We start from the raw sequence: 23,981 nt of genomic DNA, 5'->3' as shown, positions 1-23,981 counted from the left end.
TGTGTCGTATAGAACACTCCTCCGGCGTAGCTGGCTCTGGTGCCTGTCTCTTCCTTGCAGAATCCGCTTTTGGATATACTGGTCATAATTCCTTCCAGCCCGTGCTTATTTTTCTATAGATACTCTGCACATCATATTCCGGCGCAAACTCCCCGGAAGCTTCGTAAATCTTTTGAATCACTTCCAACGGCTCCTCCAGAAGTTCTGCCGTCTGCTCTGCGGTATCCCCTTTTCTTAATTTCCTGACCACAAGTTCAATTAACTTTAACAGCTCTCCCTTATCACGACCCAGCCTTTCTCCTTCCATACGGCCCAGCCTTTCTCCTTCTATACGCCCCAGCCTCTCTCCTTCCATACGGCCCAGCCTCTCTCCTTCTTCAAAAGCTTCCTCCCTCTGCACTTCTATATCCATTTCGTAATCATATTCTGCTACCAACATATTTACTACCTCGCTTCCCCTCTTGGTCAGACAGTCTGCAAGTATCCCCTGTCGAATGCATTCTTTGATTGCATGTTCGTATGCATCTTCCTCTCCCTCATCCTGATACTTCCGAATCGTATCAATAAACTGACCATACTCTTTTAAGATCGGGCACTTTTCCGGCACCTCATGTCCGGCATCCGGATTAATATTGAAATCTGCCATTTTTTCAATCACCGATATATTTTCTGTAGATACTCTGCACATCGTATTCCGGCGCAAATTCCCCGGCCGCTTCGTATATCTTTCGAATCACTTCCGGCGGCTCCTCCAGAAGTTCTGTCGTCTGCTCTGCGGTATCCCCTTTTCTTAATCTCCTGACCACAAGCTCAATTAACTTTAGCAGTTCTCCCTTATCACAGCCCAGCCTCTCTCCTTCCATACGGCCCAGCCTCTCTCCTTCTTCAAAAGCTTCCTCCCTCTGCACTTCTATATCCATTTCGTAATCATATTCCGCTACCAGCATATTTACTACCTCGCTTCCCCTCTTTGTCAGATAGTCTGCAAGTATCCCCTGTCGAATGCATTCTTTGATTGCATGTTCGTATGCATCTTCGTCCCCCTCATCCTGATACTTCCGGATCGTATCAATAAACTGACCATACTCTTTCAGGATCGGGCACTTTTCCAGCACCTCATGTCCGGCATCTGGATTAATATTGATTACCTTCACCTGAAGTTCCAGCATCGGATCATCATCCTGAACTTCATATGCGTCAGATAATTTCAGGATCTTTTCTTTTTCCATCGGTGCCTTTCCATTATAAAAAGTATAGAACTCCGGTTTGGGAAGCTTCACAATCTCCCGCTTATACCGCTTCTTTACCGGAACCAGCTGTTCATATGCCCTGCCGGTATACATCAGATTGCGAAGCGGCATATTTTTATTGATCGTTGACTGATGCTCTCCCAGAACCAGCACTTTTCCTCCCGCACCGAAAGAAAAATCATTTTTAAAGTTCATATACAATACGTTATCTACACGGATCTTCTGAATCTCTGTTCCTTCCGGCAACGGTTCCTCATGCAACGCATTGTACAGCATACGATCATTGTCTTCTGCAGACTCATCTTCGTAGAACAAATCCACTAACACACTATTTTTCACCTGTCGGTTCTCTTTCGCCATAGAATCTCCTTTCCGTTTCATACGGAACAGATTCCCTGCATATCGCTCGCGGAGCGTATACTTAACTTTAGTATAAGCGAAATATTTCTTTTCTTCAAGGCCGTCCGTGTAAAACTTCACTTTTAAATTATCCTGCATCACTTATCATGAATTTCCGAGAGATCATTCTCGCTGACAGCCATCCGGCTGTTTTGAAATACTGGAACTGTAAGATCCAGTTCCGATAGATACAGATATGATTATCTGTAAGTGAAGTTATTTTAACACAGGAATAAAAATCATGCAACCCCTTTCTTCATACTACTCCGGATTCTGCAGCTTCCGAAGCAGCCGCAGCGCCATACGTGTGTACTTATCATCTTCTCCCAGCAGTTTCTCCCACGTCCGGTACGCCTTCTGCGCGTAATCGATCACCTCATCCAGATCCTCCCCGATGTCCACGCCCAGGATGGATCGGTCCTCCGCAACCGCATAATAAGACTGGGCCGTATCAACATGCCCGTCCTTTAGCTTTTTCCTCCGGATGTCCAGCGCCTTACGGTCATATTCCAGCGCATGCTCAAAATCATATTTATTTGCATAGAGATTGGCTTTGTTCTGATACAAAGTAGCAGTGTAAATGTGATCTCCCCCGAATACCCGATAGAAGTCCGCTTCCCGCTCTGCCAATAACCGCTCAGCCAGCCGATACTGCTGCATTTCCATCCAGACACTGATCTTATTAAACTCAATCACCAGCCGGTCTTGCTCCGTGATCACTTCATTTTCAATCTTCAAAGCCCGATCAAAAGTCTCAATCGCCTCTCTGTACCGCCTGCTTTTTGCAAGCATCGTTCCATATAGCCGATATGCCAAGAAATAATGCTTATGATTCTCATCCTTCCACAATACTTTCGTCACTTTCAGCAGGATCTCACACCAGCCAATCGCCTCCCGATACTGCTGCATGGCCTCCAGCACAAGAGCCTTATTGTACAGTGATTCTTCCGTATATGGATGACAGACACCATAGTTCTCCAGATTCAGTTCCAGATCCAGATCCGCGTAACTGATCGCCTTATCAAACATACAGTAATTCTTACATGCCACAACGAGTACGGTCATTACTGTCTGCATCGCTTCCTGCTCCTTCGGCGGAAAATGTCTGACCAGCGAGTCCACCAGCCGGATCCTGCCGCAGACAGTCTCATAGTCCAGACTTTCATCAAAAAAGGCTTCCTCATCATCCAATATATGCCAGATCAACGCATGCACATCCTCAAATGCAGGCTTGTCCTGCAGCAGTATGGCCTCCCGGACAACCGGATGCATCTCGTATCCGGTACTGACCTTTGCAATCCATCCCCGTTTACACAGATTCCGAAACTCCGGTTTCAGCGCATCTTCCTGCGCATGCTCCCCGGCAATCCATCTCCGGAAAGCATACGGCAGCACTTCCTCCGGCGCAACCGCAAAATTCTTCAGAATATAAGTCTCCGTCTCCGACAGTTTCTGCATGTGATAGAGGTGGATCAGATGCCTTGCAATCGTATCTTCTTCTGTATCATGTGATGTCGCGATCGTATCGGCCGATGTCTCATACCCCTGCTCCAAAACACTGTGAAGATATTCCTCCAGCGGACACTCCGCCCAGCGCGCCGTCTTTGCCGCCATCTCTATCATCAGAGTATGACACTGCATTTTCCTCAAAAACTTCCTGACCACGACTTCGGCTTTCGCATCTCTTGCCCCATAATATCTCCAGAACAATTCACACGCATGATCTTCCGACAGAGCCGGAACTTCATAAGAATAAAACATGTCCGGAATGTCATTTCGTCTGGTCGTAACAATAAAGCGAACCGTTCCGTCCAGCTCCCGGAAATACGGATCCTGAAACAGTCTTTCATCGGCATTATCCACAAAGAACAGAACATGTCCCCGGTGTCTTAGAAGAAATGCCTCCATCTCTTCCTGCCCTTTCTGAATCGCATCCGCCACTCCGGCGAAAATGATATCCTTCTTCAGATTTCCGCTATACTCCAGCCACGCCAGATAATCGTCCGACTCTTCCATCCGGCAAAACAGATCTCTTGCCACCGTCGTCTTCCCGATTCCACCAATGCCCCAGATCGCCAGATCCTCATATCGTCCCGCCAGATCCACGAGTTCTTCCAGCATCTGCTCCCGGTATGCATATGCAGCCGGAACCTTCGGCGGAGCAGCCGTCAGTAATCGGCAGACCTCCACATCCTTCGACGGATGATCCGCAACCTTCTGTTCCACCTCCCGGATCATCTGCTGAGTCCTCTCACCTTGCTTCCACAGAACCGTTTCTCCCACTGACATCTGACTTCTGATATATTGATTCAGATCCGCGAAAATGTCATCTATGACCTTTCCCAGTTCCTTTCGTTCCAGATAACGGCATCCGATGTCCTTATAAAACTCCCCTTTATATAATTCAATCTGCTCCCTTGAAAATATCTCCGGTCTTCCCGTTTCCAAAAGAGCAGACTTAAATGCATCCAGCTGCGCCTGAAGCAGCGGATCCTCCGTCTGGTATGTATTCAGATCAAATTCTTTCTTTTTAAATCTTCGTCGGGCAGCGCCAAACCACCCCCTGGCAGCCTCCTCGATTGTAACAATCGAAGACAAGAGGCCAAGCATGGTATTCACATCCAACACCGTTTTTGCCACTTTCCTTCCTATCATATCATTCCCCTGATTCATCTATCACTACATTCATAAGCCGAAGCCCTGTCTCCGCCCTATGTACCTTTCTCACCGCGTGCTCTCATGGCATCCGTGATCTGATAGATCGCCTCCCAGTATACAGGAGGCGCTGTAACATTTCCGTGATCATCTGCTTCCGCCAGATGATCCTACCCTCCCATACGAGAAAATGATTCCTACGCAGTATCTTTATATTTCAATTATATAATCCCGCACCACATCCATGATGAAGTCTGCGCTTGCCGGAGTATAATTTGGAGACTGCGCCATTACCACAAAATCATAATCGCCCTTATAATGAACTGATTCATACGTAGGAAAAATCGTAAACGGAACTTCCGGCTCCCGAATACTGTGTTCCAGGAATTTATCATAACCCTTTCTCTCCTGTGGACAATAAAACGGAAATTCCATATCCGGGTTGTATAAGAGCTGAATGGTATTCTCTACACATGAATCAGACCCATAATTTTCTTCAAGATCTTTCAGGATTCCCCAACAAAAGTCATCATGCTCTTTGTATGGATTGGCACAGTATGTCAGTCTGGAAATCATGCGATACGCAATTGCAAAGAGAAGATAATCTCCGATTCCTTCTTTTTTGACTTTTCCTTCAGAATCCAGATAACCGCAATGTAACGAACGCTCTTTTACTTCCCATTGAAGCATGTTTTTTACAATATGCTCAAATGCTTCCCAGCCGCCGCATCCCAGATCCCCATGTGAATCCACATGCACCACTTCAAAAGGCGCCTGCAATTTCCCGCATGCGATCAATTCCTGCCAAAAGTACAAGGCTTCGTTATGTCCCCTGACAATTCTTCCCGGAATTTTATTCTTCTTCGACAGCCCCAGATTCTTCTCCAAAAATGTCCGGACTCGCTCTTCCGAGAAAACACCTTTCCCATACACTTCTTCATCCAATCGTTCTTCACAATCTTCCGGAATGTCCACTGCCGGTGTTTCTGAAAAAAAATCCATGTCCAAATCTAATACTTTCATTCTCTATATTCCAATCTAAAGCCCAATCTCTTTATACATTTTCTTCAATCTCAGTACTTCTTCCGTATCTGCGTTCATAATTCCTTTCGCATGATCGGCATAACGCCCCCATGATCCATGGTTTCCAATCAGACGATGACCCCAGGCAAACGGCAGAAGCCAATGATGCTTTTGAAGATATGTATATCGATTCTCCAGACTGGAGATTGGTGGAAATATATGAAACATAAGAGTTTTAAAACGGGAAACCTTCTCTTCATTCCTATCCTGCTGTTTCAGGAAAACTACACTTCTGTCCCGTCCCACTTTGCCAAACACACCGCCTTCCAATGTAAAGACTGTAAATGCATCCATAATCTCATCCGACAGTTTGCGAATCGGCACCGGACTTGAAACCCCAAACCATCTCTCCACTGCATTAAAAGTAATATTGGCAAAATCTTCAAATTTTAATATCTTTAACTGCTCCTTTATCCATGCCCAGTCAATCGTATCTTCAAAATGTTTTATGAAAAAAGCAATATCCAGATACATACGAATCCCAGCACCGGATACACTGATGTGCTTCGCAATATGAGTCAGCAAATACAAAAAATGAAATTCCGGGTCAAATTCATAAGAATAGGACGCTGATTCCGGAAATCTCTTTCTTACATGCTCCCAGATATGACTGTAATATTCCCGATAATCCGCTTTATCTGACACATCCACTTCCATTACATCCGTATGAATCTCATAATATTCCATACCTTTGGTATAACTGTAAACAGGCTCCCAGTCCTCATGTGGTTCATAGCCCAGCTCCTTCATCAATTCATCACATTTTTTGCGATCTTCCTTTCGGATAACAAAGTCAATATCCCCAAATGTTCTCAACTCCGGACAACTGGTATAATAATCTCTTACTATAAATCCTTTAAACAGCAAATGATCAATCTGGTGTGCATTTAATTGGCATATTAACTGGTTCATCTGTTCTGCCCTCCTGGAATAGAGCGCAATCTCATGCATACATCGCTGTCTGCCAAAATTATTCAAATCTGAATCTGCCAGATCTTTGTACAGCATCAAAATATACCCGACAATTCCCATTGTACTGTTTATATTGGCACATTGGATAATTTCCGGCCAGTTTATCTCCTGACTCAACTTGGGTTTTTCTTCTTTAACAAACGATCTTAATAAAGTAATATAATCCTGATATTCCTGTTTCATCTCTTCTTCCTGCCGTCTCAAAACAGCTGCTTCTCCTTATTATTTCATAAACAATCTACCAGATTGCTCTGATACGCAGATACAAATGAATACACCAGCATGTAATGCTAAATCCAAATATTTGATAAAAACGATAAATCAATTTAGTCTTTCGATCCAATCCATATTTCAGCAAGTACTGATGTCCAAGCATAAGCTCTTTTGTATCTTTTCGCAGATTTGATACATTCCCCATACAGATTCCATATTCAAAAGCTACCAGACCTGCCACTGCCCGTACATGACTGATGTTTCCTTTTTTCAGTCTTTCTGCCCAGTCAGAAATAATCACAGCCAAGTCATTCACTGCATCTTTTTCTGTACTTCGTGATCCTGTTTTATGCTGTGTATATGCATAAGCATCAAGATTCAGCAGGCAGATTGTCTGCGCATACGAAAAAAGCTGCAGCACCCAGTCTATGTCTTCTCCACGAAGCCCCTCCACAAATGAAATGGAATGCCCGTTTAAAAGCTTTCTTTTCACACATTTATTACAGGCAGATGCCAGAACCTGCCCATCTGATACCAGATCCGTATACACATCCCTTACCCGCAGAACTACATTTTCATGAACAAACGGTGGTTTCTTATATCGCTTCAGAATCACTCCGCCTTCTGTCACTTTCACCATCTGATACATAAATATATCAGTATGATTGTATCGAATCATACTCTGCAGGCTGCTCAGCAAAGATTCTTCCATCCAAAAATCATCCGCATCCATAAACAGGACATACTCTCCGGTAGCCAGTTTCAGGCCTGCATTACGAGCAGCACCTGCTCCGCCATGCGGAATCTGTTCACATCTAATCTCCGGATGAACTTTTGCCATTTCACATATGACGGACCAGCTCTTATCCGTCGATTGATCATCAATCAGAATAATTTCTATATCATCTATATTCTGTTTATAGATACTGTCAACACAGTGTCTAATTGAAGTCTCCGCATTATAAACCGGTACAATTACTGAAAATAACATATTTTCCCTCCGATTATGACCACTTTGCTTACATTATATTATGTTTTTATATATATATCAAATGTTATTTAAAATAACATTTTCGATAATCATGTTTTCTTATTGACTTTTTTTGTTCTTTTAGATATCATTTTATGGATATAACGTAATCAGTATTAACATTTTACAGATAGGGAAATACATTATGAATACTTTTTCTACTGAAAAGCTGGCACAAACCGTGTCCACTCTTCGTAAATCCAGACATTTAAGCCAAATGCAGCTTGCTGCAGAAACAGGCATCAACCGTGCTATGATCAGCAGGATCGAAAAGCAGGATTACACCCCCTCACTGGAACAACTGGAAAGTTTAAGCAGCGCTCTGGGGTTCAATATTACTGATCTTTTCATTGATTCTGAGAATCTTAAAAAGGATACCCCCACCAGGTCTGCCACTATGAAAAAATATAACATTGCCGTTGCCGGAACCGGATATGTAGGTCTTTCCATTGCAACTCTTCTTGCACAGCATAATCATGTAACTGCTGTTGATATCGTTCCTGAGAAGGTTGATTTGATCAACAACCGCAAGTCTCCTATCCAGGATGAATATATTGAAAAATATCTGGCAGAAAAAGATCTGGATCTGACCGCTACCTTAGATGGCTCAACCGCTTATGCAGAAGCTGACTTCGTAATAATTGCCGCACCCACTAATTACGACGGCAAGAAAAACTTCTTTGACTGCTCCGCTGTAGAAGATGTGATCAGGCTTGTACTGAAAGTAAATCCAAATGCTGTCATGGTCATCAAATCTACGATTCCTGTCGGATATACCAAAAAAACCCGCGAAACGTTCCACACTAAGAACCTCATCTTTAGTCCGGAATTTCTGCGCGAATCCAGGGCCTTGTATGATAATCTGTATCCGTCACGTATCATTGTAAGCTGTGATGAAGAATCAGAAGAAGCCGCCCACACCTTTGCTGCTCTTTTGCAGCAGGGTGCTATCAAGGACAATATCGATACTCTGTTCATGGGCTTCACCGAAGCAGAAGCTGTAAAGCTCTTTGCCAACACCTATCTGGCACTTCGGGTATCTTATTTCAACGAGCTGGATACCTATGCTGAATCCAAGGGACTTAATACGCAGCAGATCATCAACGGTGTATGTCTGGATCCACGTATCGGAAGCCATTATAACAACCCTTCCTTCGGATATGGCGGCTACTGCCTGCCAAAGGATACCAAACAGCTGCTGGCAAATTTCCAGGATGTCCCTGAGAATCTGATTGAAGCAATTGTCGAATCTAATCGGACCCGTAAAGATTTCATCGCTGACCGTGTTCTTGAACTTGCCGGTGCTTATGAAGCAAATTCCACGTGGGACCTTAGCAGAGAGAAAGAAGTAATTGTCGGAGTATATCGTCTGACTATGAAAAGTAATTCTGATAACTTCCGCCAGTCTTCTATCCAGGGCGTAATGAAACGAATCAAAGCAAAAGGTGCTACGGTTGTCATCTATGAGCCAACTCTTCCGGCAGGTTCCACCTTCTTCGGGAGCCGGGTCATCGGCGATCTGAAGGAATTTAAGGCAGTCTCTCAGGCCATCATCGCAAACCGCTATGATTCATGTCTGGATGACGTGGCAGAAAAAGTATACACCCGTGACATTTTCCGCCGCGACTAAGCCAAAACATTCTGGATAGAAAGGGAGCATTGATATGCAAAAAATAGATTTAACCAACAAAACTGTATTTGTAACCGGTGGTATCGGATTCATCGGTGCAAATCTTATTATGGAGCTTTTAAGAACAATAGAACCAATCCACATCGTTTCTGTTGATTCCAGAACCGATTATTATGATGTAAATATTAAGGACTGGCGCCTGAACGAAATCAAAAAGGAAGCTGAAAAGCATCCTGCATCCAACTTCACCTTTATTCTTGGAAATATTGCTGATAGTGCTGTTGTTCAGAATATTTTTACTGAATATAAGCCTGATATCGTTGTAAACCTGGCAGCCCAGGCCGGTGTCCGTTACTCCATTACGAATCCGGATTCTTATATTCAATCGAATCTGATCGGCTTCTATAACATTCTGGAAGCCTGTCGTCATTCCTACGATAATGACGCCAAAGGTGTGGAGCATCTTGTATATGCCTCTTCCTCTTCTGTCTACGGCACCAACAAAAAGGTGCCCTACAGCACGGATGACAAAGTAGATAACCCGGTGTCTCTCTATGCCGCGACAAAGAAAAGCAACGAACTCATGGCACATGCTTATGCAAAGCTATATAACATTCCATCCACCGGTTTGCGTTTCTTCACCGTATATGGCCCTGCCGGAAGACCGGATATGGCTTACTTTGGCTTCACAAATAAATTACTAAAGGGTCAGACCATTCAAATATTCAACTATGGAAATTGCAAAAGGGATTTCACTTATATAGATGATATTGTAGAAGGTGTAAAAAGAGTCATGCAGGGTGCGCCTGAACGAAAGAACGGTGAAGACGGATTGCCACTTCCCCCATATGCCGTTTATAACATCGGAAACAGCAATCCTGAAAACCTGCTTGACTTTGTAGATATCCTGCAGCAGGAACTGATTCGCGCCGGTGTACTTCCTGATAATTATGATTTTGAAGCACATAAGGAGCTGGTTCCCATGCAGGCCGGAGATGTGCCTGTCACTTACGCAGATACCGCACCGCTGGAAAGAGACTTTGGCTTCAAACCGGCAACTCCGTTGAGAAACGGACTGCGAAAATTTGCAGAATGGTATAAAGAATTTTATCAGATATAATTGTAATCTAACTACAACTACACACTGGTTCAGACCTAAACTTGCTATTTTTTAGGTCTGAACCGGCACAGAAAGCCGTAAAAAGAAACTGCATACGGTCTGATTGGAATCATACGAATCCAGACATATTGAAAGAATTTCCATACAAAATCTTTTGGATAATATCTTTTTCCTTTTCGATAAATAGATGTTACAATAGCAAATACACACTTCTGATCCAGTGGACCTTCTATCACAGTCTGTGCATCGCCAATGCACCACATATGTCCTTTTGAATCAGTTCGGCATATCCGATGCAGAATATATCGTCCATTCGCGCGTTGATAGAAAACAATATCACCCTTTTTCAACGGACGATTTGGCGCCTCCAATTGAACACTATCCTTCTGATGTGTAATAAGCGGGCGCATGGAATTCCCGCTGACAACCATACTCACCGTGTTCCCACTTTCAATGATTTCCTTTAGTATTGGAATGTACTCATCATTATTAACGTATCTCATCTGCTTCCTCACTATTCCCTGAATGCCCTGTTTTTGTTGATTTACTTCTTAGCCTTAATACATAATAATATCCGGCAACCGGAATCCCTCCAATCGCAACTCCTAATACATTATTAATCATATCATCAAATTCAAAATTGCCTGTGCGCATCACCAGCTGTAGGCATTCAATCGTAACTGTAATCAAAAGACCCAGACAGATTGCCTTAATAAACTTATGCTTTTTCGTGATATATGCTGCAAGCACACCTACCGGAATAAAAAGTATAACATTCAGCAAGATCTGCTTCAGCATGTCCGTATCTCCTGATTCCAGCAAGGAACGGTAAGACCATCCAACTTCCAAATGATATCGGTAATATGACCAAGATCTTCTTCCAAATACTGAAAAAAAGAATAGTAATTCTATGTAGAATACCAGAAGCCATTCTGCTATAGCACATCTTTTGACAATCAATCCATTCCTATAAAGCCGACGTAATCTGAGATATGCAAAAAAAGCAATTCCAAACATCACTATGAAATTGATAAAAGTTTTTAAAGGAAAATACATAAATACTGTAATAATTGGACTTAACATAATTTCTACTCTACTAATAAAACAATTTTATAGTTCCACATCACAAATCGTTCAAGCATCATTACATATTCTTCTTATATACCAATTTTTCTTTTACTTTTCTAGCAAAACAAGTAAATATACTTTCTCTTTCTAACATTTTTTTGAATCGTTTTAAATACCTATAGTTGAACCACTTTCTAACAGCTCTTGCATAGCCAAATTCTTTTCCATAAGCAATTAATGCATTTTCACATCTTCTTCTAACCCCTTTTTTCAGATCATCATATTTAGGGGATAAAACCTCTATGTATCTTAAAGATAACAATGCATGATAGCATAATCCATCCATAGACTTTTCTAATGCTAACTTATATTGATTTTGTCTAAAGAATTCTATCTGCTGCTCAAGACCATCTAATTGATCCAATCTGCAAGGTTTCCATTCATTCCTTGATATACTTGCGTAATTTATAAAATAATAGTACAGTGGTATTGTTATATAAGCTATCTTTTCCTCTGCAAAAATCAATTTATATGTTGTCGCTTCATCTTCATATATTTTCCCAACTGGATACCTGATTTCCTTAAAACATTCAGTTCTATATAATTTCCCCCATGCTAATAATCCATTTGAACGATTTTTCACCCATAATTGTTCCGGCGTCATACATTCATATTGAAAATTCATTTCCGATATTTCCAACTCATTTTTTTCTGTTACCGAATAATAACAACAACTAATATTACATTTTGATTCTTTTATCGCTCTCATCAAATATTCTAAATAATAAGGATGAACATAATCATCACTATCAACGAAATTAATATATGAATTATTTAAATCTTCTTGTTTGAGTACATACTCTATTCCTGTATTTCTAGCAACAGAAAGCCCTCCATTTTTTTGATGAATAACACTAATATTATTATATATTTCTGAATATTTATCACATAATAACGGGGAAGCATCTGATGATCCGTCATCTATCAAAATAACTTCTACCTTCTTATACGTCTGATTATGTACACTATTAATACATCTTTCAAGATACTTTTCAACATTGTATACCGGTATAATAACATAAATTTTTTCTTGCATATTCTACCATTCCTTTAAATTCGCAGACTCTAAAATAACCACTATTATATTAATAATCTACTCTCAAACAGCTAACCCTATCGTGAAAATTATCAATCACTATTTAAACAAATTATCTCTGGAAGTTCATAAAATCCCCAGGAAGCGTTCGAAGCTCGAAACACCTTCTTCTCCTCTGTTGCCTGGACTTCAAACATGATGACATCTCGATTCAGTACATCATGCTTCACCAGCATTCCGGCATTATCTACTTCTGTCATAATCAACTCAAGGCAATATTTACCTGGTAGCAATTTAGAGATATCTATCGAAAATTTCTGTTTATTATTCCCTTTTTTTACTGGAAATTCTTGGGAAAATGTTATTCCCACCGCCATCTGACTAACAGTAAAAATTCCGATACGCATCTTCATGCGCTCAAATGTTTGTTTTGCAGTCCACTCCAAGGAGAACCCCAATACATCTCCCATGTCATAAACTGCATCCGCATTATCCAAAGTCATCTTTGTCATATGACAAAGTTCAGTAGTTGAATATGGTCGTTGCTGTTCTCCCAGGTTGATTTCATTTGTTAAAGCAAAGTCCTTTGTCACATAATGAGAAATCGCCTCCTCTACCTCTCCCTGAAAGATAACCTGCCCTTTACTTAATACGATACATCTATCACAAAGACTTCGAATTGTAGACATATTATGACTTACATAAAGAATGGTTCTACCAGAATCCGCAACCTCTCGCATTTTCTTGATACATTTATTCTGAAATGCCACATCTCCTACCGCAAGTACCTCATCCATAATCATAATTTCAGAATCAAGATGCGCTGCAACAGAGAATGCCAGCTTTACATACATACCCGATGAATAACGCTTTACCGGTGTATCAATAAATTGACGCACTTCTGAAAATTCAATGATGTCTTCCATCTTTGCATCAATTTCTTTTTTTGTCATACCAAGGATTGCACCATTTAAGTACACATTTTCGCGCCCTGTCAATTCCGGATGAAAGCCAGTTCCCACTTCAAGCATAGAAGCAACCCGGCCATTCAGATAAATATCGCCGGTTGTCGGTGCCGTAATTCTGGTGACAAGTTTCAATAAAGTTGATTTCCCTGCACCATTATGTCCTATAATTCCTACTGCTTCTCCCTTTTTCACCTCAAAAGAAACACCATTCAATGCCATAAATCGCTCATTAGAATCCGCTCTTGTCTGACCAATTTTTAGTGTTGGATCCTCCTGATGTTTTCTCTTTGCTCTTGCACGCTGTAATTCTTCTCGAAGTGTTGTTCCGCCAATTGCACCAAGGCGATATTCTTTTGTGACATTATCAATTTTTATCATTAATTCGTCCATTTTATTTCTCCTATCGCCTTATACAGTATCCATAAAGGTTCTCTCTATTTTATTAAATAGGATTAACCCGACGAAAAACACAACCAAAGTAACAATTAAACTAATAATGTAATATAATGAATTAAAATACCCAACGCCAAAAAATGCCAGTCGCATGGTCGTGACAATCGGTGTAACCGGATTTAATAAATACAATCCTAGATATTTCTCCGGAATCAGCGCAAGTCCGTAAGGAATAGGTGACAAATATTGCCATAACTGCAATCCAAATCCTACTAACATAGCAAGATCACGATACTTTGTCGTAAGCGCAGAAATAATAATTCCAATACCAGTACTAAGCATTACTAATTGCAAAACCAATATAGGGAATAACAGTAAATATATTGACAAATGAATCTGTGCAATCCCGACCACATTACAAATCAATGCAATTCCGCAAAACAGCACAATCTGAATAAAAAATGAAATTAAATTCGCTAAAGCGGTCGCAATAGGAGTAACGATGCGCGGATAATACACCTTCCCCATAATCGCACGGTTCGTAATAAATGTATTTGAATTAGCCGTAACCGTTGTCGAAAAATAAGACCATGTTACTGTACCTATCATGTAAAACAAGAAGGATGGCATCTCCAAACTTTCTCCACGTACATCTGCTGTCGTTAATTGCGCCAAACTTCCAAAGACAATAGAAAATACTACCGTTGTAAGCAATGGCTGAATTACAGCCCATAATGGTCCAAGTACGGTCTGTTTATATTTTGATGTAAAGTCTCGCTTCACAAATAGTACAATCAGATCTCTATAATCCCAGATTTCCTTAAAATTAATATTAATTTTACTGTTAGATGAAGTAATATGAGTCTTCCAGGTCTGTTGCTCTTGCATGAGTTATTATCTCCTTCGAAATTCCACTTAAAAAGATATTTTAAGTATAGGCATATCAATTTATTACAAACAATTCTTTATGCGAACAGAAAATATTTTATATATGATCACACAAATACCTATACTTTCTCCATATTTTTGTCTTATAAAACAATTTATCCACTCTACCATGAATAATGAGCGAAACAAATATTTTTAAATAATAATATTTCCCATGATCCCATGGTTTCTCTTTCCCTGGGAAATGAATCATATAGAAATCTTTCGGTTTACATTTTTCTTTTTTACAAAGATCAGAAATCCACCCCCAACAAATATTATACCGTTCAGAAATATGCAACTTCTTATTATTTCTCCATTCAGGAAATGCTAAATGAAATACATCCTGATCACCTGCCTGCTGTTTTTTTGATGCTTTAAATCTGATGGCGGGAATAATAAATGAAAGTAGCTTTTCATGAATTGCATCAGATGGTTCCATCACTAATAGTCCAGATGACAGGCCATTCCAATCATTATGCACACATTTTCCGCAAATAGTTGAAGTTAAAGGTGGTGAATCAAATAAATGATCTATGTTTTTTACTGTCATTTGATCACAATCAAGAAGAATTATTTTGTCAAATTCTGTACATCCTGTTGCTTGAAGTTTAAAAAAAGAATCTTTCCAATAATCATATTTGTCCTCTATTGTTGCCAAATCATCCTTTTCGAATAATGTGATATTTTCCTTTGGCAAAAGAAAAACACCCGGAACATCTAATATTCCATAATTGTTAATTTTTCTCGCCAATTCATCTTCCTTCTCTACCGGAATCATTATCGCAATATCATATTTCGTATTAACTTCCTTTAATGATCTAACCAAAGCCATAGCGCCCGGTATATATCTTTCGTTTGTTAACGCTGTTATATAAACTTTTTTCACTTTATCATCCCCATCAATCAAATAATTTCTTCCCATTGATCCACAATCTTGTTTATACTTAATTGTTCTCGAACTTTCGAAGCCTCTTTAGAAAGACCCTCTGCCAATCCTTTATTTTCAATAATTTCCTTCATTCCTTTATATACGGCCTGCGCATCTCCGACCGGAACAAGTATTCCATTCACATGATCCTGTATCATCATTCTTGCCCCACCACCGGCACAGTCTGTACATACACATGGAAGTCCAATCGCCATCGCCTCAATCATAGAATTAGAAAGGCCCTCATAATCTGAAGTAAAGGCAAACATTGCAGCATCTACAATTTGCTCATGAATATCTGTAGCAAAGTCTTCGAAAAAAACTGATGATTCCAGTTCCTTTTCTTTTATATATGAGATAAGATTATCTTTCTCCTCTCCTCTCCCATAAATCCGAAGTTTATAATCCGGATATTCCTTCTGCAAAAGTTCAAAAGCATCAATTAGCAACGGGATATTCTTTTGCTTATTCAGACGACAAAAATTGACAATTTCATGTTTCCTTTGTCCTGTAAAACGTTCAGGCAGATTTTCCTTTATTGGGTTTGGGATGACTGCAGTATCACATTTTAACTTTGTATAATACTCTCTCTCCTCTTCTGTCTGAAAGACCGCCGCATGACATCGGGGATAAATACGATCTCTGATTTTCATAATATTCGCTGGCATGTCCGGACGGACTGGATTGTTGCGCTCACAGAATACCGTTCTCACACCCGTTCCCTTTGCAGCCTGAAGTAACGCAATATTAGAACGAATAAGGAAGCCGAAAGCTGTGCAATCTTTATTTATCTTTAAATACTCCCTATATGGAAGGGCATACTTTGCATAAAAATAAAAACTTGTCTCATTCCATTTCGGATAATCCATATAATTCAATTTTCTTAATAAAGGAACATAAAATCGTTTTCGTATTCTGCTCCATAAAGAAAAAGTTTTTCGAACTACCCTGCCATGAAACGAAGTAACCGGCATTTCATCTGCATAAAAAACTGAAACTTCATCTGCAAGATTGTATGCAATATCCCGATTCATCCACATAACTATATCAACAGAATATCCTCTATTTGATAATTCATTAGCCAGTACAGAAATTACTCGTTCTGCTCCACCTCCACCCATGGAGTCAATAAAAAAAGATACCTTTTTGTTCATCATTGGTTCCTCTTTATTATTTGATTCAGCTTATACTCCACACGATAAAGCTGTTTTTGAATTCCAGTTGAACATTTAATTTTCAGTTTTGAATCGCCAAATCCATTATGACCTAATACATTTTTACAGAATCTTTGATACTCAATAAAAACTTTTTCTTTATCTTTTTCCTCAAGAGACTGAAATTTACCCCACACGCTTTTTGCAACTCGAATCATATAGAGATCAGCTGCTTTTCCTGCAACATTGCCAATTTTATAACCCGATTCAATTTCTTGATAAATTCTTAGTAAACTTTCATATCTTCTAAGCATTTTAGAACCAGTCATAATTGAACCAGGGCGTATTCTTCTGGCATATAATTGCTCATGACAATGTGCTACCATACCATTTGCGTTAAACACTAGGAAGGTAAATAATTCATCTTCATGTAGAATTCCATCTAGAAACCATAGATTATGATTTGTAAGATATTCTTTTTTATAAAACATTAATGGCACTGCAGTACGATATTCATCATTCAGGAGAAGCTGCAGCAACATTTCCCTTCCTTTTTGCGTCTTATAACATTCTCTACGACTATATCCAGATACAGATTGATCATCTTCACATTCATCGAAAAACACATAACCGTCAAAAAAGACCGCATCCGCAATTTCCTTCACAGCCGCTTCTACCAAATGTCCCAATGTATGATTTTCAATATAATCGTCACTATCAAGGAAATAAATATACTCTCCTTTTGCTTCTTTCAATCCAGTATTTCGAGCTGCTGAGAGACCTCCATTTTTCTGATGAATTACCCGAACTCGTGAATCCGCGGTCATATAGCTATCACATATATGACCGCTGGAATCTGTAGATCCATCATCCACCAAAATAATTTCATAATCTTTATATGTCTGATTCAAGACGCTTTCGATGCATTCGTTTAAGTATTTTTCTACATTATATACCGGAATAACTACACTAATCATATTCTACCTTCCGCGAATCTTCTTATATAACTTCTTAATCATCTGATTTCTAAAAGCTATGTCTAATAAAGGCATTACATAATGCTTTTTCCATGCTAATTGCTTCAAATATTTATTTAATTTAACAGCATCCTGTTTTTTCATGTACATATACAAAGTAGCATATTCTTTATTCATCCCTTTATCAGATATTTTACTTATTGCATTTATACAAAGCGAATCCCTTATGACTTCCTGCATCCTGGCAATACGTTCCTTATTATTGCGAAGTTTTGCTTCATTTCGAATGACACTAGTACAGAAATAAAAGATACATACATTCATTGCTTCCGTGAAATCATATTCCTTGCATCGTCCGGTCATTTCTATCATATAAGACATCAATGATTGAATCGATTTCCACATGTTTTTTGTATATGCACGTGATTTTGAATTTTCATTCGGGCGATAATGATATAATTCTCCTTCATCTAATACCACATAGCATTTGGCATGAAGTGTACACTCTACTGCAAACGCAAAATCTTCACATCTCCGACTCTTTTCATAAAATCTAATATGATTACCACGAACCAAAGAACGTTTATATAATCTAGAGCAGTTGCCCCAGTCAACTGTCCTAAAGGTTCCTGATTCTACCACATGTGGCAAAATCGCAGGATATATAATATCTTGAATTTCTCTCTCCTTATATATCCCCTTAGGAAGATGAATATAATCTGCCAGTCCCTTCATTCTGCAATATACTATATCTGCAGACACATTTCTTGCTGTCTGGTACATTATTTCAAACATATTCGGTTCAATCCAGTCGTCAGAATCAACAAATCCAATATACTCTCCCTTTGCATGTTCTAATCCGACATTTCGTGCAGATGCAGTCCCTCCATTTTCTTTATAATAATATTCAAAATTCGGATGCGTATCTATAAATTCTTTGCATATTTTCGCAGAAGAATCCTTGGATCCATCATCCACTAAAAGGACCTGAATATCTTTAAGTGTCTGAGCTGCAATACTCTCCAAACATTCTAACAAATATTTTTCAATATTATAGATTGGCACAACAACACTAATCTTAGGCTCCATCATAAACTCCTTTTGAAAATACGCTTTTTCACACCTGAAAGAATTTTTACACTCTGTTTTACAATCTGAAGTGTTAAAAAATGTTTTTTTATAATAAGATTCCCCGCAAGCTGATAATATGTACTAATTTTTGAAACGTTTCTTTCTTTCCACAATTCCTGGAAAAACTCATCATCAGCAACGCTATCTAATACTTCCAGCCATTTCTTTTTATCACGAATTTCCGCTAAAAGGACATTTAAAATCATATTAATTCTTTTTTGTTTAATTTGGCTGACACTATCATTATCAAATCCCCATTTATTCAAATATTCATCTGTGCGCTTGTATATTGCACGATATGAATAATAATATTCAGGATTAATGTTTCTAGAAATACTCTCTCCATTCCATCTATAAAAATAGAGCGGTTCTTTTAAATAAACAACTTTCTTAGCTGCATCCAGAATCGGCAAACTTTGTAGTAAATCTTCCCCCAAACTATTTACTAACTCATTTTTCCATTTATTATAGTCCTCATCCCAATCCATAAGATTACGTGAGACAACCTTTACAAATATTGCATTCAAATCTTTTCCCAACAGAAGTTTGTGATAAAGCTTCTCCTTATTTTCATTTTGAAACACATATCCATTGGGCATATCAAACAATGATATTCGCCGATTAGTCTGATTATAATAAGATTTATCAGAGCCACAAATATATTCGTAAATAAGTAAATCAGCATTTTTTTGTTCAATCATGCATTTAATTTTTTTCAAAGCATCACTATCATAAAAAAAATCATCTGAATCGATACAAACAAAATAATCACCTTTTGCTTCTTTAAATCCACGCCTTCTCGCCATAAGTAATCCTTCATTTTCTTTATGAATGACTCTGATATTTGAATAATTTTCTGCATATCTGTCACATATACGCGGACAATCATCTGTGGAGCCATCATCTATCAAAACAATTTCGTAATCCTTTTCCGTTTGCCTTAATACCGACTCCAGACACTCTTCTAAATATTTTGATGTATTATAAACCGGTATACATACACTAAACAGCATCGTTTACTTTCCTTTCATCTGCGCTGGTACCCCAACAATCAGGCTACCAACTTCTTCAAAATCTTTTATCACAACGGCATTGGCTCCGATTATACATTGATCTGCAATATGAATATTGCCTATCACAACCGCTCCAACACCTAAATCCACTCCATTTCCCAGAACTGGAATCCCGTCATCTCCGTTACCTTTATTACCAATCACATTATTCCCATGAATCACACAGTCATCACCAAGAGATCCACTAATTACAACGCTACCATGCCAGATATCCAACCTTCGTCCTAGTACACAGTGATTGGCAATCTCAACGCCTGACCTTTCACTATATATATTTCTCTGCCGGAAATAGTGGCGATACGCTAATTTCGCATAAAGCCTTTTTGCAAGCCCTACATCCGAATCTTTTATAACTGCTTTCCAATATTGCGCCATTCTAAAGCACGATAAACATTTCCATATGAGGTAACGTTTTTGATGTGACCATTTCATAAACAAATATCGGTCATTAACATACATTTTTCTTTCTTCGCTTATAATCTGTTTTACTTCGTTAAAACTTGTACAATTTGGATTCATATTTTTAATAACCTACTCTCCAGTTTAAAAAAGGCATCTAATAGAAATTGCTTTTCCTTTTTTAACAGAAAAGCAATAAAAGGAACACAAACACTGTTATATCGAGTAGAAAGATATTTCTTATCATAGTTCTTTAAACATTCCTCAAACATTGAATCTTTCTTCAAAATAACGATCTCATCCTTCATAGGCATATTTATTGCATTTTTACCATCTCTATATAACCACCGAATACAATTAATTATATTTTCCAGCTGCTTCGTATAGCGCTTTTGCTCAACGTTATGTGGAATCTTCCAAAGTACTGCATAATCCTGTTCAATTGTAAAAGAACGATGAATTGCCCTCCAATTGGCAAGTGTTGCGTTACTGGTAATACTTCCATTCCCTTTTCGATAATAATAAAGCACCTTATTTATATATACTGTTTTTTTTGTATTAGTATACAACGGCAATACTTGAACTGCATCTTCACACATATTCCGCAGACCAATTTCACTGTAATCTGCCTCTATGTCAACAATATCTCTATGAATAGCACGAAGCCACATATTATTTATATTAGTAGTCGTCATTCTCTCTTCATAAAGCAGTTGTTTCTTTTTTCCTTCATATACCATACCGTCATTTAAGTTCAGTTTTGACCCAGACACATTTCCAAAATCATCAATATAGCAGTAATTATACATGACCATATCACATTTATAGTGATTTATAGTGTCTACAACAGTACTAAGAAGTTGAGGATCTATATAATCGTCTGAATCTATACAGATAAACCAATCTCCTTTCGCTTCCTTAAAGCCTCTGCGTCTTGTAAGAAGCAATCCTTCATTCTCTTTATGAATCACTCTGACTATATCCGGACATGCAGCTTGATATTGATCACAAATATCCGGACAACTGTCTGTAGATCCATCATCAATCAAAATAATTTCAAAAGGACACCCTGTTTGAATGAGAATAGAATCAATGCACTTTTTCAAATATTTTTCGACATTATATATAGGCACCAAAAATGAAACAAACATACAATCCCTTTCTATAACCGAAGAGGCTTTCCACGCCAATATTCCAGATATTCCTGACAGATCTTACAATTATCCCACTCGCTCATATCTACAAAATGTTTACCATATCCATTCGTCTCTACATATTCAATAATTCTATCTGCCCACCCCTTCGCGCCTATACTTAGGGGAAAGAACGAACAGATGCCACAATTGCATTCGTCGGATACAGCATCAGAAACAAAGCATGGAAGCCCCATTGCCTGTGCTTCAAGGGCAACGTTGGGCAAACCTTCCTGAAGTGACGGAATCAATAAAATCGTTGCCTTCGCCATTTCAGCCGGAATATCTGCATCTTGTGGCAAAAATCTCACTTTATCCTTAAGCCCAAGAACCTTCACATATTCTTTCAGATTTGGCAAATATGGATCAGATGGGGTCCTTGAATATCCGATAAAGGTAAGCGTCGTATCAGGATGAGATATCGATAATTCTTTCAGTATATCCACTGCAAATCTTTGATTTTTCCTCTCTCCATAGCTCCCAACCATAATCAGATGAATTCGATTATCCGAAGTAATATTTTTATATATCTCCGGATTAAACTTGTCCAATGCAATGGTAGGATTTTTCATAACACTCCCATTGCCTTCACCACACAAATACTCTACCGCACTTTTAGTTACTCCAAAACAATGTGTAGCATTTCTTCGTAGCACTCCGGCGCAGTATGCCAGATACCATGTCACATATTGACGATCTTTAAATTTCCCTTTCGGTCTGTCAACCGCGCAATGAGCTATCCTTACCGGGATTCCCGCCTTCTTGGCCGCAAGGATACACGGAGCATTCAAAATGATATGTCTTGCATGTACGGCATCGTAGTTCGGATGCTCCCGTAAGAAGTGATTCATCTCTCTTTGCACATACACATAATTCGTAAAGATAGATAAAAACCTGCCGATTTTTGTCTTTTTCTTTTTCAAAGGAATCCGATAAATATTCCCATATTTTTTAAATTCATCTTCATAATATCCAATGGTATCAGACAACAGCATGACATCAAACAAAACATCTTCTTTACTTAAGATTCTTGCCGGATACATTACTTCTGCCTGAATTCCACCTTTTTTAAAATCCGCTATTACATGTAATACTCTAATCGGTTTCTTTGCCATTTTACTACTCCTGACGTTTTATTCGCAGTCTCCTGTAAGAATTGTACTGGGACGCTATAATCATCCCAAGTATAATACATGGATTGTCCTTATACATATATGGAACACCAATACCAACAAACAAAAACATAAGCAAGAATGCAAGCATTTCCTTTTGGAACGTGTATTCTTCGTAATCATGCGCGTTTAACCTGATAAGCTTTATCTGGTTTTTCAACATATAATAGTAAGGAAATAAATAAAGCAATCCTATAAGCCCATTACACGCTAAAGTCTCTACATATGTAGAATGTGTATAATTTCCATGAACCACAACAAAATTATTAAATCCCAAACCGAGGATAGGACGTTTGAAGAACTCCTGCAATGCCAATATATATAACTCTACTCTTGCATCATTAGAAGCATCCGCCGCTTCTGCACCTCGGCCAAACAATCTAACATAAAGATTTGTCTCCTCAACATGTGGAGCCAGATTTTTATTTATAAACCAAAAAGCAATTGCACATACAACAACTATTGTCATTATAGACATAATAGAACTTCTCTTTATATAATCCTTTCCACAGAAAAGTATCAATAAAGCCAAAAGAATAATAACCGCAAAAATGCTTTTTCTCGATCCAGCCAGGAATATTACGGTTACCATCGCTATTATAAATGCCGCCTTTATTAAGGATGTAATTATTGATGTTTTTTTGCCAAATGCAAATAATACCGCAAAAACACCAAACGCCATTAATGCACCAACATCATTTGCACTAAGATTTGCAGATGACGATATACTTAATTTCTGCTGAATATCATCTACCATATATAGAATTGCTATCGCACAGGCCACTGCATCGACTGCAAGCAACCTGAGTCCAAACCTAATAGAGTGCTCTTTCTCACAAATATACGCTATCATTGCAATCAGTGCAAGTCTCTGCATATATTTTAACACATCACCAACCACACCACTGGGATCTACCGCAAACCCCATGGTTATCAATGCCAACAAACCGTAAAAAGCCCAACAACGCATTTCTTTTCCCACATGTACCAATTGATCTTTTAAGACGTTCACACCCACACATGCCGCTGCAACCCCAAAAAAGATTATTGTTCCATAAGGAATAAATGTACCGGTAATGACATAGTAGCAGTAATAATTTAAGAACATTCCATACAATGCCAATTTCGCCACAAATAGTAATTCCAT

General features: G+C 38.9%; 22 protein-coding genes. 2 read left to right on the top strand and 20 right to left on the bottom strand.

Annotated features, from left to right (window positions below; all coding sequences use genetic code 11):
- Positions 1–82: 82 nt before the first annotated feature.
- The 6 genes from ABE547_RS09905 to ABE547_RS09880 form a co-directional block, all read right to left on the bottom strand.
- Positions 83–646 (bottom strand): hypothetical protein, encoded by a 564-nt coding sequence (locus tag ABE547_RS09905; RefSeq protein WP_347378623.1) that lies wholly within the window; start codon positions 644–646, stop codon positions 83–85.
- 4 nt (positions 647–650) lie between these two features.
- Entirely contained in the window at positions 651–1,631 is a 981-nt protein-coding gene (locus tag ABE547_RS09900; protein WP_347378622.1) for a hypothetical protein, read from the bottom strand.
- A 279-nt stretch (positions 1,632–1,910) separates the two neighbouring features.
- Complete coding sequence (locus ABE547_RS09895; RefSeq protein WP_347378621.1) at positions 1,911–4,304, bottom strand: tetratricopeptide repeat protein; 2,394 nt, start codon at positions 4,302–4,304, stop codon at positions 1,911–1,913.
- 210 nt (positions 4,305–4,514) lie between these two features.
- A complete protein-coding gene (locus ABE547_RS09890) occupies positions 4,515–5,327 on the bottom strand; it encodes a UPF0489 family protein (RefSeq protein WP_347378620.1) in 813 nt (270 codons plus the stop codon).
- A gap of 15 nt (positions 5,328–5,342) precedes the next feature.
- Positions 5,343–6,563 carry a nucleotidyltransferase family protein gene (locus tag ABE547_RS09885; RefSeq protein ID WP_347378619.1) on the bottom strand — a complete coding sequence of 407 codons (1,221 nt, stop codon included), beginning with the start codon at positions 6,561–6,563 and terminating at the stop codon, positions 5,343–5,345.
- Positions 6,564–6,597: 34 nt separating this feature from the next.
- The gene (locus ABE547_RS09880) at positions 6,598–7,563 is read right to left on the bottom strand and encodes a glycosyltransferase family A protein (protein WP_347378618.1); all 966 of its coding nucleotides are present in this window, start codon (positions 7,561–7,563) and stop codon (positions 6,598–6,600) included.
- 184 nt (positions 7,564–7,747) lie between these two features.
- On the opposite strand from ABE547_RS09880, the gene ABE547_RS09875 reads away from it, so the two are divergent.
- Positions 7,748–9,232: a nucleotide sugar dehydrogenase gene (locus tag ABE547_RS09875; protein WP_347378617.1), complete on the top strand. Its 1,485-nt coding sequence runs from the start codon at positions 7,748–7,750 to the stop codon at positions 9,230–9,232.
- A gap of 34 nt (positions 9,233–9,266) precedes the next feature.
- Positions 9,267–10,352 (top strand): NAD-dependent epimerase/dehydratase family protein, encoded by a 1,086-nt coding sequence (locus ABE547_RS09870; RefSeq protein WP_347378616.1) that lies wholly within the window; start codon positions 9,267–9,269, stop codon positions 10,350–10,352.
- A 44-nt stretch (positions 10,353–10,396) separates the two neighbouring features.
- Here ABE547_RS09870 and ABE547_RS09865 read toward each other — a convergent pair whose 3' ends face one another.
- From ABE547_RS09865 to ABE547_RS09800, 14 genes are all read right to left on the bottom strand, one after another.
- Positions 10,397–10,855, bottom strand: a complete 459-nt coding sequence (locus ABE547_RS09865; protein ID WP_347378615.1) for a S24/S26 family peptidase — start codon at positions 10,853–10,855, stop codon at positions 10,397–10,399.
- Positions 10,842–11,369 (bottom strand): VanZ family protein, encoded by a 528-nt coding sequence (locus ABE547_RS09860; protein ID WP_347378689.1) that lies wholly within the window; start codon positions 11,367–11,369, stop codon positions 10,842–10,844. The genes ABE547_RS09865 and ABE547_RS09860 overlap by 14 nt, the downstream gene beginning before the upstream one ends.
- Before the next feature lie 127 nt (positions 11,370–11,496).
- A complete protein-coding gene (locus tag ABE547_RS09855; protein WP_347378614.1) occupies positions 11,497–12,516 on the bottom strand; it encodes a glycosyltransferase in 1,020 nt (339 codons plus the stop codon).
- 92 nt (positions 12,517–12,608) lie between these two features.
- Positions 12,609–13,874: an ABC transporter ATP-binding protein gene (locus tag ABE547_RS09850; protein ID WP_347378613.1), complete on the bottom strand. Its 1,266-nt coding sequence runs from the start codon at positions 13,872–13,874 to the stop codon at positions 12,609–12,611.
- A gap of 18 nt (positions 13,875–13,892) precedes the next feature.
- Entirely contained in the window at positions 13,893–14,765 is an 873-nt protein-coding gene (locus tag ABE547_RS09845) for an ABC transporter permease (protein WP_347378612.1), read from the bottom strand.
- Between the two features lie 97 nt (positions 14,766–14,862).
- Positions 14,863–15,714, bottom strand: a complete 852-nt coding sequence (locus tag ABE547_RS09840) for a glycosyltransferase (protein WP_347378611.1) — start codon at positions 15,712–15,714, stop codon at positions 14,863–14,865.
- Positions 15,711–16,892: a glycosyltransferase gene (locus ABE547_RS09835; RefSeq protein WP_347378610.1), complete on the bottom strand. Its 1,182-nt coding sequence runs from the start codon at positions 16,890–16,892 to the stop codon at positions 15,711–15,713. The genes ABE547_RS09840 and ABE547_RS09835 overlap by 4 nt, the downstream gene beginning before the upstream one ends.
- Positions 16,889–17,866, bottom strand: coding sequence for a glycosyltransferase family 2 protein (locus ABE547_RS09830; RefSeq protein WP_347378609.1), 978 nt, complete (start codon positions 17,864–17,866; stop codon positions 16,889–16,891). Before ABE547_RS09830 ends, ABE547_RS09835 begins: the two co-directional genes overlap by 4 nt.
- Before the next feature lie 3 nt (positions 17,867–17,869).
- Positions 17,870–18,955, bottom strand: coding sequence for a glycosyltransferase (locus ABE547_RS09825; RefSeq protein WP_347378608.1), 1,086 nt, complete (start codon positions 18,953–18,955; stop codon positions 17,870–17,872).
- A complete protein-coding gene (locus ABE547_RS09820; protein WP_347378607.1) occupies positions 18,955–20,010 on the bottom strand; it encodes a glycosyltransferase in 1,056 nt (351 codons plus the stop codon). Before ABE547_RS09820 ends, ABE547_RS09825 begins: the two co-directional genes overlap by 1 nt.
- 3 nt (positions 20,011–20,013) lie before the next feature.
- Positions 20,014–20,589 carry a hypothetical protein gene (locus tag ABE547_RS09815; protein ID WP_347378606.1) on the bottom strand — a complete coding sequence of 192 codons (576 nt, stop codon included), beginning with the start codon at positions 20,587–20,589 and terminating at the stop codon, positions 20,014–20,016.
- A complete protein-coding gene (locus ABE547_RS09810) occupies positions 20,586–21,620 on the bottom strand; it encodes a glycosyltransferase family 2 protein (protein ID WP_347378605.1) in 1,035 nt (344 codons plus the stop codon). Before ABE547_RS09810 ends, ABE547_RS09815 begins: the two co-directional genes overlap by 4 nt.
- A gap of 11 nt (positions 21,621–21,631) precedes the next feature.
- Positions 21,632–22,777, bottom strand: coding sequence for a glycosyltransferase (locus ABE547_RS09805; RefSeq protein WP_347378604.1), 1,146 nt, complete (start codon positions 22,775–22,777; stop codon positions 21,632–21,634).
- A gap of 4 nt (positions 22,778–22,781) precedes the next feature.
- Complete coding sequence (locus tag ABE547_RS09800; RefSeq protein WP_347378603.1) at positions 22,782–23,981, bottom strand: O-antigen ligase family protein; 1,200 nt, start codon at positions 23,979–23,981, stop codon at positions 22,782–22,784.

It is taken from the genome of Dorea sp. YH-dor226 (genome assembly GCF_039832105.1).
Classification (GTDB): Bacteria; Bacillota; Clostridia; order Lachnospirales; family Lachnospiraceae; genus Dorea_A.
The sequence above is the reverse complement of the archived record's forward strand: the minus strand, read 5'-3'. Positions and strand labels throughout refer to the sequence as shown.